Genomic DNA, 16,373 nt, shown 5'->3' with positions numbered 1-16,373 from the left:
ATAGAAAGGAGATGGAGTTATGAGCGCTATGGAGTTTGCAGACCATCAACCAAATGTTGTCGTAAAGGCGACCAGCAAACTATCTAGTCGCGGACAAATCGTAATTCCGATTGAAATACGGAAGACACTAGGTCTCACAGAGGGGGACGATTTAACATTCATTTTAAATAAGGATGGCGAAATGAAAGTGGAAGTTTTGAAGAAGCAACGTTTATCGGAATTGCTCGGCATTCTAAAAACAAATAAGCCATTTCAACCAGTTGATGAAGTTCGGAAAGAAGTATATCGGAACATGGCAGAGAAGGAGTTAAAGGATGGGGAGGAAGATTAATTGGCACGGAAACTTTGGATAGATACGAACGTGATCATTCGGATTGTAACGGGCGATCCAAAAGCATTAGCAGAAGAAGTGGGGGAAATGCTTCAAAAAGTGGAAGCTGGGGAATTGATTTTACGTATAACCCCCCTTGTTATAGCTGAATGCTGTTGGGTATTAGCATCTTTTTATGAAGCAGACCCTAAAGATATCTCGGATGCTTTACTCAAATTCACCAATAGTATTGGGGTGGAAACGGAAGAAAAGCCGGTCATTCAACAAGCACTTCGGGATTACGCCGAAAAAAACGTTGACTTCATTGATGCCTATATAGCAGCACACGCTAAAGCGAATCCACCTGAGGACGTAGTCACTTGGGATAAGCACTTCAAACGATTGGATATCCGTCATGATAGACTAGGAAATTGGTAAAGGCTTAGAAGTCCAGTCTCCCCCCCTTTTTTCGTTCTCAAAGCAGGAATAGTATTGCTTTTGTCGAAAAATATATAGCAAAATCAGGTGGTTCATTTGTCAATAAAAATCCATGCCTTGACAAATGTCAAGAAGCTAAAAAAGCGGGACATGTCAGCACATTGTTAATCGAAGGGAGGAACTGCCCGATTATGATGAATATACAGAAAATTGTTCAGCGGCTTTCCCGTGACGAATTGTTAGAGCTTGCGCTGAACTTAATTCGCTCGGACAAGCGTGTTCAAGAACGGGCGCTTGATTTTTTGGAACGAAGTGGGTGCTTGACTGCCAAAGAAACGGCACAAAAACATAACCGCGAATATCGAGAGAAATTTGCGGAAGCAATCGGTATTATTAAGCAGTTTAATATGTACGGCGGTGGACCTGAGGAAGAAGAAGATATTGTCTACGAACATATGGAAACGGTTCTTGCGCTCCTTCAAGATGGACATCTTCCGGAAAGCGCTAGAGAGGAAATGATTCATGCGTTAATGGAGCAATATTTAGAGGGTAACTCAGGATTTGAGGACGCGATATGGGACTGGATCGGGCAAATCGCTTCTACGGAAACACATTGGCGCACGATCGTCGATTATTTAGAACCATTGGGGGATAGATACTATCAATCGCTCATATTAGATATTTATCGCTACAAACTTGGCGATACACATACATATGAGCAAAGACGTGCTCATCAGCTTCGCTATGGAAGCGATTATGCCGAATATGCTTTATTTTTAGAGGAAAAAGGCGATCGTGATAAAGCATTGGAAATTGCGGAGAAGGGACTGAAAGAGGGAGAAGGGGCGCTAGACGGCTTGTATGCCTATTTGTTCAAGCGGTACGATGAAATGGGGGAGAAGGAAAAAGCGCTTCAATTATTGAAACAACACTTTTTCCATCGTCCTTCTTATGAACTGTATCAACAAGCGATTGCATACGCACCGCCAAGCCAAAAAGAAGCAGTGAAACAAGAATTGTACGATTGGCTCGAAAGTCACCCTGTGCACGCTTTCATCAAAGCGAAAATTGACTACACTGAAGGAAATAACGAAGCGTTGCTTCACTATGTGACAAAGCGTCTGCGCGCTTTTGATTATTCCAGCCTATCAACATATGAACGGTATTTGAACAAGCACTATCCCCTTGAAATGATTGCGCATTATAAACGAATCGTCGAATCGTTGCTTGCGGAACGAAAGCGTTCTGCTTATCGACGCGCCATTGGATTTATTAAAGAAATCGAGCATGTATACACGAACATTCTTAAAGAGCCGAACAAGTGGTCTTTCTATTTTCAAAGTTTCATCGCTCCGCATCAGCAGCGCCTCCCTGCCTTTTTAGATGAGTGGAAGAAACATTGGGATTAGAAAGTGATTGCTAAGGCGGTGCATATTCGCACCGCCTATGTTTGTCCAACAATTGTTTTCGTAAACTCGGTAAAGTCTGTTAAATGGTCGTCGAGTATTTTTTGTAAAATCGTCAAGTTCAGTTCTTGGTAGTCATGCACAGCGATATTGCGAAATCCGACCATCGCTTTCATTTTTTGTGACAAGGATGAAGAGATGATGCCGTGTTGTTCTAAAAGAGTGAAAGCGTCTCGGCTTGTTTGTGGAAGTCCGAGCTTTTTTTGTGCAACGATGTGCATCGCTAAGTCAATGCTCGCTTCACACGCTCGTTGGAGGTTGAGAACAATGGAATCTTGCTTTGTGTAATTCTCCAAATGTTTTGGGTTGTTTTCATATTCTTCATGAATACGTTTCATACACCGTTCGATGACACTTATTTTATTTAAGATCACATCATTCATCATAAACCGACCCACTTTCCACAATGTTTCGCAAAATTTCCGCCCGTTCTTCGTTTAGTTTTGCATACATTTTCAGCACTCGCCATTCATACTCTGCTTTTTTTTGTTCGTCTGCACAATAGATGACCTTACCGCTACTGACGATTTGTGCTTGAAAAACGGTGCTCGCTTGTTTTAAATCAATGAGATCGACGTCCCGTTGCAATCGCTCTGCCAATTGTTGCGCGAGCATAAAGCGTTCATAATGATCCAACGATCGTTCATCGCTCAAAAAAGCAATATCGATATCGCTATCGTAACGAACGTGTCCTGTTGCTACTGATCCGAACAAATAAATGACAGAAGGGGAGACCGCATCTTTTAATGTTTCAACAATGATTTGTTCCATCTTGTCACCGTCCTTTTATTTCCATGCTATTACAATTATATTATTTTCATTTGTGCCTGTCACATCTGTCGAGTTCATTGAGCGAAACTTTTGCTTTTCTTTGTTTCTTCCTTTTTAATGGAGTTACGGGGTATTTTTTGTAGAGGATAGGAGAGAAACAAATGAGGATTCAATCGATTGAACCGACGCCAAGCCCAAATACAATGAAAGTGTTGCTCGATGAAGAGCTTCCATTTGGCACGAGTTATAACTATAAACCTGCGCAAGCTGCACATGCGCCTGCCATTATCCAGCAATTGCTGCAAATCGAAGGGGTGAAGGGCATTTATCATGTCGCTGATTTTTTAGCTGTCGAACGGCATGCGAAATACGACTGGAAAACGATTTTAACAAAAGTGCGCGAAGTGTTTGGCGAACAGGTGGATGAACTCCAAGACAATGAACATGTATGCAACGAGCATTTTGGAGAAGTGAAAGTGTATGTGCAAATGTTGTATGGCTTGCCGATGCAAGTGAAGTTAACGGACGGTCACGAAGAGAGACGAGTTGGCTTGCCGCAACCGTTTGTCGATGCGGTGTTAGAAGCGCAAAAACACGCGGGGAATATTGTCATGGAACGAAAATGGGTGGAAAAAGGCGTTCGATACGGAACGTTTGAAGAAATCGGTGCTGAAATAGTCGAGGAGTTGTCTGCCGCTTATCCACCCGAACGGCTCGAGCGATTCGTGCACATGTTTAAACAAGGTGAGCAGGTGAAAACGCAAAAACGAACGAGTTTTCAAGTGACAGAACAAATGCTAGAGGATCCGGACTGGACGAAACGATATGCGGCGTTGGAACAAATGATAGAGCCAACGGAAAAAGATTTGCCGGTGTTGGCAAAGGCATTAAAAGACGAAAAAGTCGCCATTCGTCGCTTAGCGACCGCGTATTTAGGAATGATTGGCAGCAAAAGCGTGCTTCCGTATTTATATGAAGCGCTAAAGGATCCAGCTGTTTCTGTGCGCCGTACAGCGGGCGACTGTTTGTCTGATATTGGTGACGTGGAGGCCATTCCTGTCATGGTCGAAGCGCTAAAAGATGCAAGCAAGCTCGTTCGCTGGCGTGCCGCGATGTTCTTATATGAAAATGGTGATGAATCGGTTTTGCCTGCGTTAAAAGCAGCCGAAAACGACACGGAATTTGAAGTAAGCATGCAAGTAAAAATGGCAATTGAACGAATCGAAGGTGGCGAAGAAGCGAAAGGATCCGTTTGGAAACAAATGACGGAGAGTAGAAAAGGATAAATATGGTTATTTTACTAGGGAGGGAAAATTTCATGCGAATACGCAAATGCGCTAGGGCAGTAATCACCAATGAATATCATGAAATTCTTCTTCAAAAATTTGAATTTACGGATGTCATAGGAAATGTCGTGTTATGGGTAACTCTCGGAGGTGGCATCAAGGGAAAGGAAACCCCAATCGAAGCTTTGAAAAGAGAACTACGTGAAGAGCTTGGAATTGTTGTTGATATTCATGACGAGCCACTATTTGAAATCGATGTATTCATTGAAGGAAAAAGCGATTCTTTTATAAGCCGGGAGATTTATTATAAGATAACGATTCAATCCGACACGATATTATCGATTGAAAATATGACTGAAAAAGAGAAAGATACGTTTATTGATTTAAAGTGGTGGAGTAAGGAAGAGTTGAAGAAAATAAAAAACTTTGCGCCGCGTGAAATATTGAACTATTTTTAGAAGGTAAGCACACATTTAGATGTGATGCCTGTCACACCTGAGAGACAAATGATTTGAAGAAAGAAAAACATGTTCGTTACAATAAGGAAGAAAATTCCCTCCAATCTGGAGGAAAAAACCGAGGTGTAACGATGAAAATTGAAGTATGGTCCGATTTTGTTTGCCCGTTTTGCTATATCGGCAAGCGGCGATTAGAAGAGGCGCTTTCGTCTTTTCCGCATCGGGAGAATGTTGAGGTCGTCTTCCGTAGTTTTGAACTTGATCCGAAGGCGAAAAAAGAAACTTCGCTCAGCATTCACGAAATGATTGCGCAAAAATACGGCATTTCCGTAGAAGAAGCGAAGCGGGCGAACGCCGACATCGGCAAGCAAGCGGAGGAAATCGGTCTCACGTTCCGTTTTGAGACGATGAAACCGACCAATACGTTTGATGCCAACCGTCTTGCGCAATATGCGAAGGAAAAAGGGAAGCTTGATGAAGTAGTAGAGCGGCTGTTTTACGCCTATTTTACCGAATCGAAGCGAATTAGCGACCGCAACGTGCTACTGGAGCTCGCCGAAGCAGCAGGGCTTGACCGGAAAGAGGCGGAAACGGTGCTTGATGATGGTCGTTATGCAGAACAAGTGCGACATGAGGAAGCGATAGCGGCTCAACTCGGCGTCCGCGGCGTTCCGTTTTTCGTATTGAATCAAAAATACGCCATTTCTGGCGCCCAGCCTGTCGACGTATTCCGGCAAGCGCTAGAGAAAGTGTGGACGGAAGAACAGCAGTCATCATCGCTGCAATCGCTAGCAGAAGGAGGAAAAACGTGCACGGACGGAAATTGCACTATCGACTAAATTTAAGCAAATGAAAAGCCGGCTAGGGAACCCTGACCGGCTTTATCTTATTCCACATCATCCATATGCAAGATGGAATCAAGCGAAATTGCTAAATCTGGATACAAAAAAGACGTTAACACATCTTTCGGGCCGAATACTGCTCGTTTTTGAAACCGCCCGTCTTCTAAGCCGATGACTTCAATCGTTCGATTGCTTGGGTCGACCATCCAATACTCTTTCACGCCGTTTGTTTCATATAAATAATACTTTTGATTTCGATCTTTAATTCCTGTGCTAGCGGATAATACTTCGATCACGAGATCGGGTGCGCCTTGTACTCGGTTTTTCTTCAGTTGATTTAAGTTACAAATGACGAATAAGTCTGGCTGTACAACGGTTTGCGCTTCTTCTTCATTTTTAGCTGTATCAAATTGCACATCAAATGGAGATAAGATGAGGCGGCATCCTTGTGCTTTGAAGTAAGGAGCTAAGGCGAGATACAGTTCGCCAACGACATATTGGTGAACATATGAAGGCGATGCAAGCAAATAAGGGACACCGTCAATCAGCTCCCAATTTCCTTCCCATTGCTGAATATCTTTATATGAATACATACGACCGTGTTGTGCTTTTTCCATCTCTCCCACATCCTTTTTTGCTTTTTTCTACATTATATCGCAACGAGAAGACACATTTTTGCTTCGCCACTTCGAAGAACATTGCGCTGAAGTCAACTACCCCCACTTAGCTAACGCTTGAAGTGGGGGCTTGCAACTCCCCAGAAGTGCGAGCGGACTTCGTCCTCCTTCCTTGACTTGGGGTTGCATCAGGGGCAGGTTGACGACTACCCAACGACGCAGGTCATGCCTGTGTCGTTCCTTCAACGATGTACTCTATTCCTTTTCGTTGAAGGTTCATGGCACCAATGCGGTCATCGTTTGAGGTGTATCCACATGTTCGGCAACAAAAGGTGTGTGTACGTTTCTTTCGATTGGCTTTTTCCGTATGCCCACACTTTGGACATGTCAAAGAGGTGTAATGCGGAGCAACCACAATCACTTTTGCCCCATGCAAACGTGCCTTATACTCTAACATGTGACGGAACTGATAGAAAGCCCACGATACGGTTTCATATCGGTCATGGATACGTACACGTTCTGTTTTTTCACGAATGCCTGTTAAATCTTCTAATACAAAAAGGGTACGTTCTCCATATTGACGAACGAGTGCCTTCGTGATCGTATGGTTCACATCCGTCATCCAACGGTTTTCTCGTTGTCCGATTGTTTTCAACTTCCGACGCGCAGAAGCCGTCCCTTTTTGCTGGAGGGTTTTTCGCATTCGTTTGTACTTCGCACGCATATGCTTGATTTTTCGTCCGTTAAAAAAGGTGGTTTTCCCTTGCGAATCATAAGCTACTGCAAGAAAGTTAACCCCTACATCGACACCGATCACTTGGCGAATGTTGTGTTCATCCACGGTTGGAATCGTTTTGGTCATGGGGATGTGCAAAAAGAATTGGTTATGCTTATAGACGAGTTTGGCTGTACCAAACGTCCATGAGCCATCAAAATATTGTTCCATGCCTTTTGGTTCGAACGGCACTTTAATCCGTCCTTCTAGTGTATTGACAGAAAATAATCCTTGAACAAGCGAATAATCTCGATTCCAAACGAGATCATATTCAGGTTTTTTAAAGCGAACCAATGTCCATTCATGACCATTGCTTTTTAGGGAACGGTATCTAGCGATAACAGTCTTGATCACAGATTGCGCCATTTGCGAACGCAACGCGTAGTTTGCTCGAAGTGGACGATAGGTCATGTCGTGCAACTTGGCTTGTACAAGCACTTTTGTGTCAAAAATCACAACAGATACAGCGTTGCATGCTTGTCGATAAGCGGAAAGGGTGGCTTTCAATACTTCTGCCTGTTCCGCCGTTGGGTAAATTTTTATTTTGGCTGTTAACGTCACGTCCATTTGTCTCACCTCTCTTTCACTAAATATATTATATCATATTTTTTAGTGATACAAAAACACACAAAAAAGCGATTCCTCTCCCACTTACTCCCTTTGGTCGTTGAAGTGGGAGTCTCCTCGCCAAAGACGATGAACAGAAGAAGGAGGAAAATTTTATCTTTTTACAAGTTCCGACAAGTTTTTTTGTTTTTTTTTTGCTATAATAACCTCAACTATAGGATTTGCATTTGTTGGTGAAAATGAAATGTTGCTGAACAGTTGCAAGCTGAAGACCGAAACGAACGGAAAGGTTACCCAATTATTTCTAAACATTTTCGATTTATAGACGAAAGGAATGGTTAAGTGAAAAAATGGTATCTTTTTGACGCGGTTTGTGCGACGCTAATTTTATTATTTTCTTTCCTTTTTCAATCTTTTAACGTTGGATATTACTCATATCGTTCTTTTTTAGGTGTTGCAATCGGTTCGATTATTGTTGGTGTCATCAGAAATCGACTTAACCAAAAGGCGTCATTTCGGCGTTCTTTAGTTGGCGCTATGCTTAAGCATCATTATGTTCTCTATCCTCGTTCGCGATATTGGGGATGTAGTAATGGCTTATATCAACACTTGCATCAATGCATTTATTTATTTATTGGCTACGAATATGATAAACATATTGCAAATGAAGGGCTTTCTATTTCATGCCGATGGAGACAAACTGACTTCTCTTTTTTGTTTTTTCATTACAAGAACAAAAAGACTTGCGAATAAGCAAAATAGACCAGCAAGCGTAAAGGCCCACGAATAAGAGTCGAACATTTGGTATATAATTCCTGCACCGCTTGCGGCGACCGCAGAACCTAATTGGTGAGCAGCGAAAATCCATCCGTAGACGACGACGCTTTTTTCCATTCCGAACACTTGCCTTGAGATATTGACGGTGGGAGGGACGGTCGCAATCCAGTCCAAGCCATAAAAAATAGAAAAAATCACAAGCAGCACGACAGAGCCTTCGGAAAGCGCAAACGGAAGAAGCAAGAGTGCAAGTCCTCTTAACCCGTAATACCAAAACAACAACCAGCGGTTATCGAATCGATCCGACAGCCAACCAGAAAGCGTCGTTCCGACTAAATCAAACACGCCCATTAACGAAAGCATCGAAGCGGCTGTGACCGCCGTAAATCCAAATCCCATACAGTAAGAAATAAAGTGCGTACCGATTAAACCGCTACTCGAAAGCCCACAAATAAAAAAACTTCCGGCAAGCAACCAAAACTCTTTTACGCGCACCGCTTCTCCTAACGTTTGAAAGGCAATAGCAATCGGATTTTTCTTTTCGCTTGTTTCGCTAACGCTCCAATCCTCTTTTAATCCATACGGAAGAAGCCCGATTTCTTTTGGTGAGTTTTTCATAAAAAGTAAAATGACAAGCAACATAAGAAAAGCAAGTAGGAAAATGAGCCCCATCGCCCATTTCCACGAATATGTTTCGACAAGCATCGCCAATACAGGCAATAACACTAGCTGTCCTGTCGCTGTGCTTGCAGTTAAAATACCAAGTGCCAATCCTCTTTTTTCGCCAAACCATTGATTCACTACATGGGAGCTTAATACGGTTAAAAACAAACTAGAACCTAAGCTAATAATTACTCCCCAAAGCAAAATCAACTGCCACGATGTTGTCATCCAAAAAGTAAACGACACTCCCACTAATAGCGTTGCCATCGCCAACCCCATCATTTTCTTTAGACCGATGACCTCTACTAGCGCCGCCATAAACGGACCAGATATCCCGTATAGAAAAAGGCTAAGTGCAAACGCAAACGAAATCGTCGACCGTTCCCAGCCAAAATCCGTTTCGAACGGAACGATAAACACCCCTGACGAAGATCGGACAATACCGGCAACCAGAATCGAGAAAAAAGCGATCAGTAAAATAACCCAGCTATAATGAATGCGAGCCAATCTTTCTCCACCCCTCTAGTAATGAAATAGACTATCACATATGGTATACTTGATTAACCTTCATATTAGCGGACTTCTATATAACAGTAAATGCCATTGTATAACACTGACGTTAAACAAGTAGGGAGGAGGGAATGGTTGCGATGGAATGGGTATCGTGGTTAGAAAAGCGCAATTTTTTAACGTCTTTTTTGCAAACGTATCGTCTAAAGCATCCAGATGCCCGATTTGTCTTGAAATATTTGCTTCAACATTCCCATTTGCTTCAAAACGTCCATTTTACGGAAACGGAGAAAAAGCAGGCGCGATGGCTCATTATTTCGACTGCGATGGCCGAGGAAGAAGGGCTCGTATTTTATCAACATGGTCAAAAAAGTACGAGTTTGGCGGCGATTATGAGTGATTTGGCGCTGCATCCAAACGAACCACTGTATTTAACACTCCATTTTCCTGGAAAGTCGCGAAATTTTTCCTACCTTCGGCTCACCGATCATCGGGCGTTTGACAACGTCAGGCGGTACGAACTCCATGAGAAAATGGCGAAAGCGGCAGAAGAAGTGTTGGATGAATCATTAAAGCGCCATGAAGTGGCAAGATTAAAAATGCAAATTGACCAAGCGCTTGACCGGAAAGACATCGCATTGTTTCAACAGTTGACAGAGCAGCTGAAAAAATACGAAGGCCAAAGCTGACCACTTGTCTGCTTTGGCCGTTCATTTAATATAAAAAGGATAGCGGATGGCCGAAAGGAGAAATGATGACGTGCATTGATAAAAGAGAAGAAATATGATAAAGTAGAATAGAAACACGTTTTTGTATTTTATTAAATAATATCCCTATTATAATTATACAACAAAATATCGTTTCCGTCAACTATCATTTTTTGAACCTCCGCTAAATAAGGAAAGTGGGGGGACTCATTTTTACAAGGAGTGATCGAAATGAAAGAACGCGAGCAAGAGCAAGCACGATTGGATAGGGTCATGGAGACGATTACAGAGCAAATCCATATGCTTGAAAAAGAGACCATCCAACGCCGGAAGGAAGTAATCGATATTCGCAAACATTTTTGGGATGACGTGAAAGTAAATACCGATACTTTTGACGATTATCTTGAAACGATCATCGGCTTAAGGCAACAGGCACAAGCTTTGTCTGTCAGCCAAAGCACCCATAGGCACGCTTTCAAAAAATTGTCTACGCTACGCCGTATGCAGGAAGTGCCTTATTTCGGACGCATCGATTTTCTCGAAGAAGGAACTTCCGTCGCTGAGCAAATATATATCGGCATTTCTACGCTCATGGATGGAGAAAACATCCTCATCTACGACTGGCGGGCGCCAATTTCAAGTGTCTACTACGATTATTTGCTCGGTCCGGCCGAATATATGACCCCTGAAGGGATTGTGCGTGGCTTGTTAGAGAAAAAGTGGCAATATATGATTCGGGGTGGCGTAATCGAAGCGATGTTCGATACAAGCCTCACCATTGGCGACGAGATTTTACAACAAGTGCTCGGGAAAAATACAGATAACTATATGCACAACATAGTAGCCTCCATTCAACAGGAACAAAACCGAATCATCCGGCACGATCGGGGGAAATTGCTTATTGTTCAAGGTGCTGCTGGAAGCGGAAAGACATCGGCTGCGTTGCAACGAGTAGCTTATTTGCTTTATAAGTATCGGAATATGACATCGGATCAAATTATTTTATTTTCGCCTAACTCGATGTTTAATCACTACGTGTCAAATGTACTGCCGGAACTTGGCGAAGAAAATATGCAGCAAGTCACCTTCCAAGAATATTTAAATCATCGGCTAAGTAGCGAGTTTCAAATAGAGGGACCTTACGAGCAAATGGAAGATGTGTTGACCGCATCCGATGACGCAGCTGAGATTAGGAATGCGAGTATCCGGTTCAAGGCATCGGCACGCTTTTTTGAAACGATTAAAGCATACAGCCGATCTCTACAATCAGCTGGTATGTTGTTTAAAGATGTGGTTTTTAGAGGAAAGCCGATAATTACTGCTAAACAAATCGAGGAAAAGTTTTATAGCGACACGTCGACTCGTCTTCCTCATAGGCTAGAAAAGTTAGTCGAATGGCTAATGAAACAAGTAGATGAAGTGGAGAAATGGGAACGAACGAAACCGTGGGTGCGAGAAGAGATGGAGTTGCTTAGCAACGAGGATTGCCAAAAAGTTTATGCCCACTTACAAAAAAAGCGCGGTTTTGAAGCTTCGTTTCATGCTTATGAAAAGGCGCTTGCTCGTTTGGTCGTTCAGCGGAAAATGAAGCCGTTGCGCCAATGGATTCGGGCGCTTCGTTTCATCGATATGAAAGGAATATACAAGCAACTTTTCGTTCATCCAATGTTGATCAAGCAATGGATGGAAGGGGAAGTGCCGAAAGAATGGGACGATATTTGCCGACTGACTGTGAATATGCTAGAGGAAGGCAAATTGTGTTATGAGGATGCTACGCCGTATTTATTTTTGCAAGAGCTCATCCATGGGTTTCAAACAAACCTTTCCATCAAACACGTGTTTGTAGATGAAGCACAAGATTATTCTCCGTTTCAATTTGAATTTTTAAAACGTTTGTTTCCTTCCGCACGAATGACGGTGCTTGGCGATTTTAACCAAGCGATATTTGTGCATGCGAGTGATATGGTCGATTTTCATACGCTTACTAACTTATACGGCTCTGATCAAACGGAGATCATCACGTTGACCCGTAGCTACCGCTCCACCAAACCGATCATTGAATTTACGCGTCGACTCGTGCCGGATGGTGAACGGATTATCGCTTTTGAGCGCGATGGCGAACGACCGGTATTGACACTAGTGGGGAATCATGCGGAATTACACCGTTCGATTGCTTCGAAAGTGGAAGACTTGCGGAAACAATATCACACGATTGCGATTATATGCAAATCTGCTGCAGAAAGTACGTTAGCATACGAATCATTGCGCCATCTTGAAGGAATAAAGCTTATGACAAGTGAATCGACTTCATATGAACAAGGGGTGATTGTCATCCCGGCGTATTTAGCGAAAGGGATTGAGTTCGATGCCGTTATCATTTATAATGCATCCGCACAAGTATATGGCGACGAGCGCCTACGCAGACTGTTCTACACCGCCTGCACGCGAGCGATGCATTACTTGCACCTATATAGTGTAGGCGAACCGAGTCCGTTTTTGCATCATGCTGAACGGAATTGATGGGAAACAACTATTTTGAAAATTTTTCCTACACCATATACATTCTTCTTTCCTGCTTTCCGAAAACATATGGTGAAAGTAGGAGTTCGGGCAATTTTGGCGAAAAAAATAGGGAAGTAATAAGGGAAAATCGATAAAAGCGTTAAAAACGAAGGGGGGAGTAAGCGGTGGGGAAGGTGTATTTTTTCACCGGATTTCCGGGATTTATTGCCTCGATGTTGCTTGAGGAGCTAATCGGGAAATGGGCTCCAGAAAAGATATATACACTGGTGCTTCCTCATATGAAAGATAAGGCGATAGCAGAAAAAGAGAGAATTTGTTCTGCCACTCATTTTCCACACGAAAAATGGGAAGTGGTCGAAGGGGATATTACCAAACCGCACCTTGCACTCTCAAGAGAACTTCTTCACATGTTGGCACCGTCGGTCACCCATGTGTTCCATCTTGCAGCCATTTACGATTTAGCTGTTCCTGAAAACATCGCTCGAACCGTTAATGTCGAAGGAACGAAACGAGTAAACGAATGGGTATCATCGCTTCCGAATTTGCAGCGCTATGTGTACTTTAGCACTGCCTACGTATCAGGAACACGGCAAGGGGTGATTTTCGAGCACGAACTTGACAAAGGGCAAGCGTTTAAAAACCATTACGAAGAAACAAAATTTCTTGCTGAAGTAGCCGTACAGGAAGTAGCGCGTCACGTACCAACAACCATTATTCGCCCAGGTATTGTCGTTGGTCATTCGAAAACGGGGGAGACGATAAAATTTGATGGGTTGTACTTTATGCTCAATATGTTTGAACGTCTCAAATTTCTTCCGATTATTCCGTATCTCGGCAAAGGAGAAGCGCAAGGAAATTTTGTTCCAGTGGACTACATTATTGAAGCGACGCTTTATTTGGCTCATGCGGACGAAGCGGTTGGGGAAACGTACCATTTAACCGATCCGAACCCATACAAAATGAGAGACATTTATCAAATGATGATGACCGAGTATCTTGGAAAAGAACCGAAAGGAACGTTGCCGCTTCGTCTTGCTAAATGGGCGATGTCGTTTTCGTTTATCCGCCAATGGCTGCGTGTGGAAAAAGAAGCGCTTGAATATTTTGAATGTGCCTCTATATATGATGCGACAAACGCACGCAACACGTTAATAAAAGCAGGCATTGCTTGCCCCGATTTCCGCGACGTCATTCCAGTGATGGCGCGTTATTACCGAAAACATCGGCATGACGACACCAAACAGCTGGTGATTCGCTAAATCCAATAAAAATTCCCATGAATGCGAGGGGACTTATGAAGAAAAGTTTTATACTGGTCATTGGGTTGTTGTCCACCATCATGGGCAGTCTGCCATTCTATTTTGCTTATCCGTTTAGCAATGACCCAAATTCCGGCCCGGCAAACGGGTGGGAGCTTATTCTTATGCTATCGTATGAGGGGCAAAAGTGGTATCTACTTGGCGGAATCGTTTTATTTCTTGCTTTAGGTCTTTCCTATTTTAGTCAGAAAAGAGTCCGTTAAGAAAGTGCCGCCGCTACAAGTTTTCGTGTTCGCTCATCTTTACGATTACAACGTAAAACGCGCTGAATAATCAGCGCGTTTGCCCTAATAGCCATTTTGCATATGGGGAGTTTGCCGGCAAAATCACGACAGTGTCTTTGCCAATGGTTGTTTTGTACGATTCGAGCGTACGGTAAAACGAGTAAAATTCAGGGTCTTTTGCAAACGTTTCATTGTAAATGCGTGCTGCTTCTTGTTCGCCCGATGCGCGAATGCGTTCGGCATCGGCTTGCGCTTTTGCGAGCATTTCTTTTACTTCGCGGTCTGTTTGAGCGATAATGCGTTGTTTTTGCGCATCTCCCATCGATAAATATTCTTGCGCTTTCGATTCGCGCTCTGAAATCATCCGTTTGTAAACGGACTGTTCGTTTTCTTCAGGCAAGTCGATGCGTTTCATACGCACATCGACAACGCGAATGCCGTAGCGGTCTTGTTGTAATAGTTCGTTCACTTTCGCTGTCACTTCATCGTTGAGGCTACCGCGAGATGATTTTTCATCGTTAATGATTTCATCGTAGTTTAACCGTCCAAGTTCGGTGCGAACGATAGAAAAAATAAATTCGTCCATTTTTGATTCCGCATTTTCTAACGTACGGGCGTTTTGAATCATTTCTTTCGGATTGGTAATTTCCCAAATGGCGTAATGATTGACGAGAATACGCTTTTTATCTTTTGTGTTAATTTCCGCTTCCGCGACATCGTAAAAAATTTGCGCTTTCGGCAGCGATGTCACGGTTTGAATGAATGGAATTTTAAAACGTAACCCTGGTGTTTGCTCGATCCGAACAATTTCCCCAAACTGGCGAACGACTTTATATTCATTTTCGTGAACGATATAGACGTTTGTTAAAACGATAATAAGCAAAAGAAGTCCGATGCCGCCGCCGATAATCAACCGGAACCATCTGGTCGGTAGTTTCTTTTTCAATGGGATGACGGTTTGATCGTCTTGGAAGGTTGTCATTCGTTTCCACTTCCTTTCTCTGTCTTTTTCTCTGTCGTTTGTTTTTCGATCGGTTGAATCGGCAAATATTTTAACGTGTTGCCATCGTCGTTCATAATGTAAATGTGCGTGTAAGGAAGCACTTGTTCAAGCGTTTCAAGCATTAGTCGTTGTTTTGTAATGTCTTTTGCGTTTTTGTATTCTTCATATAATGCATTAAATTTCGCGACATCTCCACGTGCTTTTTCGATGCGTGCGACTTTATCTGCTTCTGCTTGAGAGAGTAGGGCATCTTTTTCTCCTTCTGCTTCTTTTGTTCGTTTGTTTCGATATTTATTTGCTTCGTTAATTTTTGTATTCATCGTTTCTCGTGCATCGGTCACGTTGGTGAACGCTTTGCGTACATTGTCATTTGGCAAATCAACGTCTTGCAGTTTTACCGCCAAGACCGAAATACCAATATCATATTTTTTCATTAATGAGGTTAACGACTCGCGCACATCAGCTTCAATTTTTGCCTTTCCTGACGTTAGCGCATCATCGATTTTCGAACTACCGATGACGCTGCGTAAAGAAGCAGATGTTGCGTTGTATAAAATTTGTTCCGGTTCGTATGCGCGATAAAGAAATTTGGCAGGGTCGGTAATTTTCCACTGCACGACCATATCGGCGAGCACAATATTTTCATCGCCTGTAATCATTTTCGTGTCTCCTTTATTGGTGGCGACTACTTTTCCGTTTTCTTCTTTATAGCCAAACTGTAGACTGAACGTTTCGCGCGATAACGTTTCTACCGTTTGAATCGGCCATGGTAGTTTAAAATGTAGTCCTGGTGTGCTTACTTCTTCGTCAATTTTACCAAATGTTAAAATAACGGCTTGTTCGGACTCATCGACGGTATACCATGACGTTAATGCAGCGACAAGAAGAAAAGCGCCGGCAACCGTACCAACGATGATTCCTGGAAGGGAACGTTTCCCCATACAATCCCGCCTTTCGTTGTTATTTATATGTATATACGGGAAAAAAAGAAAAAGGTTTCATCATCTTTGGGGAGGAGACCATGGAGTGAGCCTTTAAAAGTAGACATGTATAAATCGGGAAAAAGATGTCCATACAGAAGACAGGAAGGAGCCGATGAACATGTCGAAAAAACAAA

16 protein-coding genes are annotated in these 16,373 nt (G+C 42.9%); 9 read left to right on the top strand and 7 right to left on the bottom strand.

Translation table 11 applies throughout. The features are described from left to right. The first annotated feature begins 19 nt into the window (after positions 1-19). The 3 genes from GGR02_RS07795 (at position 20) to GGR02_RS07785 (ending at position 2,157) form a co-directional block, all read left to right on the top strand. Positions 20-331, top strand: a complete 312-nt coding sequence (locus GGR02_RS07795) for an AbrB/MazE/SpoVT family DNA-binding domain-containing protein (RefSeq protein ID WP_183184175.1) — start codon at positions 20-22, stop codon at positions 329-331. Continuing rightward, positions 332-748, top strand: coding sequence for a PIN domain-containing protein (locus tag GGR02_RS07790; protein ID WP_183184174.1), 417 nt, complete (start codon positions 332-334; stop codon positions 746-748). A 191-nt stretch (positions 749-939) separates the two neighbouring features. Further along, positions 940-2,157 carry a hypothetical protein gene (locus GGR02_RS07785; RefSeq protein ID WP_183184173.1) on the top strand — a complete coding sequence of 406 codons (1,218 nt, stop codon included), beginning with the start codon at positions 940-942 and terminating at the stop codon, positions 2,155-2,157. Between the two features lie 35 nt (positions 2,158-2,192). Here the strand turns inward: GGR02_RS07785 and hepT are convergent, their stop codons facing one another. Both hepT and mntA read right to left on the bottom strand, forming a co-directional pair. Further along, on the bottom strand, positions 2,193-2,600 hold the full coding sequence (hepT, locus tag GGR02_RS07780; protein ID WP_183184172.1) for a type VII toxin-antitoxin system HepT family RNase toxin: 408 nt from the start codon (positions 2,598-2,600) through the stop codon (positions 2,193-2,195). Beyond that, positions 2,590-2,985, bottom strand: coding sequence for a type VII toxin-antitoxin system MntA family adenylyltransferase antitoxin (mntA, locus tag GGR02_RS07775; RefSeq protein ID WP_183184171.1), 396 nt, complete (start codon positions 2,983-2,985; stop codon positions 2,590-2,592). The genes hepT and mntA overlap by 11 nt, the downstream gene beginning before the upstream one ends. Before the next feature lie 161 nt (positions 2,986-3,146). On the opposite strand from mntA, the gene GGR02_RS07770 reads away from it, so the two are divergent. From GGR02_RS07770 to GGR02_RS07760, 3 genes are all read left to right on the top strand, one after another. Then, positions 3,147-4,271 carry a virulence factor gene (locus GGR02_RS07770; RefSeq protein WP_183184170.1) on the top strand — a complete coding sequence of 375 codons (1,125 nt, stop codon included), beginning with the start codon at positions 3,147-3,149 and terminating at the stop codon, positions 4,269-4,271. Positions 4,272-4,303: 32 nt separating this feature from the next. After that, on the top strand, positions 4,304-4,729 hold the full coding sequence (locus GGR02_RS07765; protein ID WP_183184169.1) for an NUDIX domain-containing protein: 426 nt from the start codon (positions 4,304-4,306) through the stop codon (positions 4,727-4,729). A gap of 131 nt (positions 4,730-4,860) precedes the next feature. Then, positions 4,861-5,568 (top strand): DsbA family oxidoreductase, encoded by a 708-nt coding sequence (locus tag GGR02_RS07760; RefSeq protein WP_183184168.1) that lies wholly within the window; start codon positions 4,861-4,863, stop codon positions 5,566-5,568. Between the two features lie 47 nt (positions 5,569-5,615). Here the strand turns inward: GGR02_RS07760 and GGR02_RS07755 are convergent, their stop codons facing one another. The 3 genes from GGR02_RS07755 to GGR02_RS07745 form a co-directional block, all read right to left on the bottom strand. After that, on the bottom strand, positions 5,616-6,188 hold the full coding sequence (locus GGR02_RS07755) for a Uma2 family endonuclease (RefSeq protein WP_183184167.1): 573 nt from the start codon (positions 6,186-6,188) through the stop codon (positions 5,616-5,618). A gap of 223 nt (positions 6,189-6,411) precedes the next feature. Further along, positions 6,412-7,530, bottom strand: a complete 1,119-nt coding sequence (locus GGR02_RS07750) for an RNA-guided endonuclease InsQ/TnpB family protein (protein ID WP_183184166.1) — start codon at positions 7,528-7,530, stop codon at positions 6,412-6,414. Positions 7,531-8,211: 681 nt separating this feature from the next. Further along, complete coding sequence (locus GGR02_RS07745) at positions 8,212-9,477, bottom strand: MFS transporter (RefSeq protein ID WP_183184165.1); 1,266 nt, start codon at positions 9,475-9,477, stop codon at positions 8,212-8,214. A 143-nt stretch (positions 9,478-9,620) separates the two neighbouring features. Between GGR02_RS07745 and GGR02_RS07740 the strand changes: the two genes are divergently transcribed. The 3 genes from GGR02_RS07740 to GGR02_RS07730 all read left to right on the top strand — a co-directional run bounded on the left by GGR02_RS07740 (position 9,621) and on the right by GGR02_RS07730 (position 13,969). Next, the gene (locus tag GGR02_RS07740; protein WP_183184164.1) at positions 9,621-10,169 is read left to right on the top strand and encodes a YpiB family protein; all 549 of its coding nucleotides are present in this window, start codon (positions 9,621-9,623) and stop codon (positions 10,167-10,169) included. Positions 10,170-10,418: 249 nt separating this feature from the next. Beyond that, positions 10,419-12,707, top strand: coding sequence for an RNA polymerase recycling motor HelD (gene helD, locus GGR02_RS07735; protein WP_183184163.1), 2,289 nt, complete (start codon positions 10,419-10,421; stop codon positions 12,705-12,707). A 167-nt stretch (positions 12,708-12,874) separates the two neighbouring features. Then, positions 12,875-13,969: an SDR family oxidoreductase gene (locus GGR02_RS07730; RefSeq protein WP_183184162.1), complete on the top strand. Its 1,095-nt coding sequence runs from the start codon at positions 12,875-12,877 to the stop codon at positions 13,967-13,969. A gap of 333 nt (positions 13,970-14,302) precedes the next feature. Here GGR02_RS07730 and hflC read toward each other — a convergent pair whose 3' ends face one another. Together hflC and hflK are read right to left on the bottom strand one after the other, a co-directional pair. Next, positions 14,303-15,235 (bottom strand): protease modulator HflC, encoded by a 933-nt coding sequence (gene hflC / locus GGR02_RS07725; protein WP_183184161.1) that lies wholly within the window; start codon positions 15,233-15,235, stop codon positions 14,303-14,305. Then, positions 15,232-16,197: an FtsH protease activity modulator HflK gene (gene hflK / locus GGR02_RS07720; protein ID WP_183184160.1), complete on the bottom strand. Its 966-nt coding sequence runs from the start codon at positions 16,195-16,197 to the stop codon at positions 15,232-15,234. The genes hflC and hflK overlap by 4 nt, the downstream gene beginning before the upstream one ends. Positions 16,198-16,373 lie beyond the last annotated feature (176 nt).

Origin of the sequence: Anoxybacteroides voinovskiense (genome assembly GCF_014196205.1) — a bacterium.
Lineage (GTDB): Bacteria > Bacillota > Bacilli > Bacillales > Anoxybacillaceae > Anoxybacteroides > Anoxybacteroides voinovskiense.
Note: the sequence above shows the minus strand (reverse complement) of the source record. Positions and strands in the feature narration are given on the sequence as shown.

Coding starts and splice junctions, on each gene's coding strand:
- GGR02_RS07755 (WP_183184167.1), bottom strand. CDS start 6,188: ATGGAAAAAGCACAACACGGTCGTATGTATTCATATAAAGATATTCAG.
- GGR02_RS07740 (WP_183184164.1), top strand. CDS start 9,621: ATGGAATGGGTATCGTGGTTAGAAAAGCGCAATTTTTTAACGTCTTTT.
- GGR02_RS07760 (WP_183184168.1), top strand. CDS start 4,861: ATGAAAATTGAAGTATGGTCCGATTTTGTTTGCCCGTTTTGCTATATC.
- GGR02_RS07765 (WP_183184169.1), top strand. CDS start 4,304: ATGCGAATACGCAAATGCGCTAGGGCAGTAATCACCAATGAATATCAT.
- hflC (WP_183184161.1), bottom strand. CDS start 15,235: ATGACAACCTTCCAAGACGATCAAACCGTCATCCCATTGAAAAAGAAA.
- GGR02_RS07770 (WP_183184170.1), top strand. CDS start 3,147: ATGAGGATTCAATCGATTGAACCGACGCCAAGCCCAAATACAATGAAA.
- hepT (WP_183184172.1), bottom strand. CDS start 2,600: ATGATGAATGATGTGATCTTAAATAAAATAAGTGTCATCGAACGGTGT.
- GGR02_RS07785 (WP_183184173.1), top strand. CDS start 940: ATGATGAATATACAGAAAATTGTTCAGCGGCTTTCCCGTGACGAATTG.
- helD (WP_183184163.1), top strand. CDS start 10,419: ATGAAAGAACGCGAGCAAGAGCAAGCACGATTGGATAGGGTCATGGAG.
- hflK (WP_183184160.1), bottom strand. CDS start 16,197: ATGGGGAAACGTTCCCTTCCAGGAATCATCGTTGGTACGGTTGCCGGC.
- GGR02_RS07750 (WP_183184166.1), bottom strand. CDS start 7,530: ATGGACGTGACGTTAACAGCCAAAATAAAAATTTACCCAACGGCGGAA.
- GGR02_RS07795 (WP_183184175.1), top strand. CDS start 20: ATGAGCGCTATGGAGTTTGCAGACCATCAACCAAATGTTGTCGTAAAG.
- mntA (WP_183184171.1), bottom strand. CDS start 2,985: ATGGAACAAATCATTGTTGAAACATTAAAAGATGCGGTCTCCCCTTCT.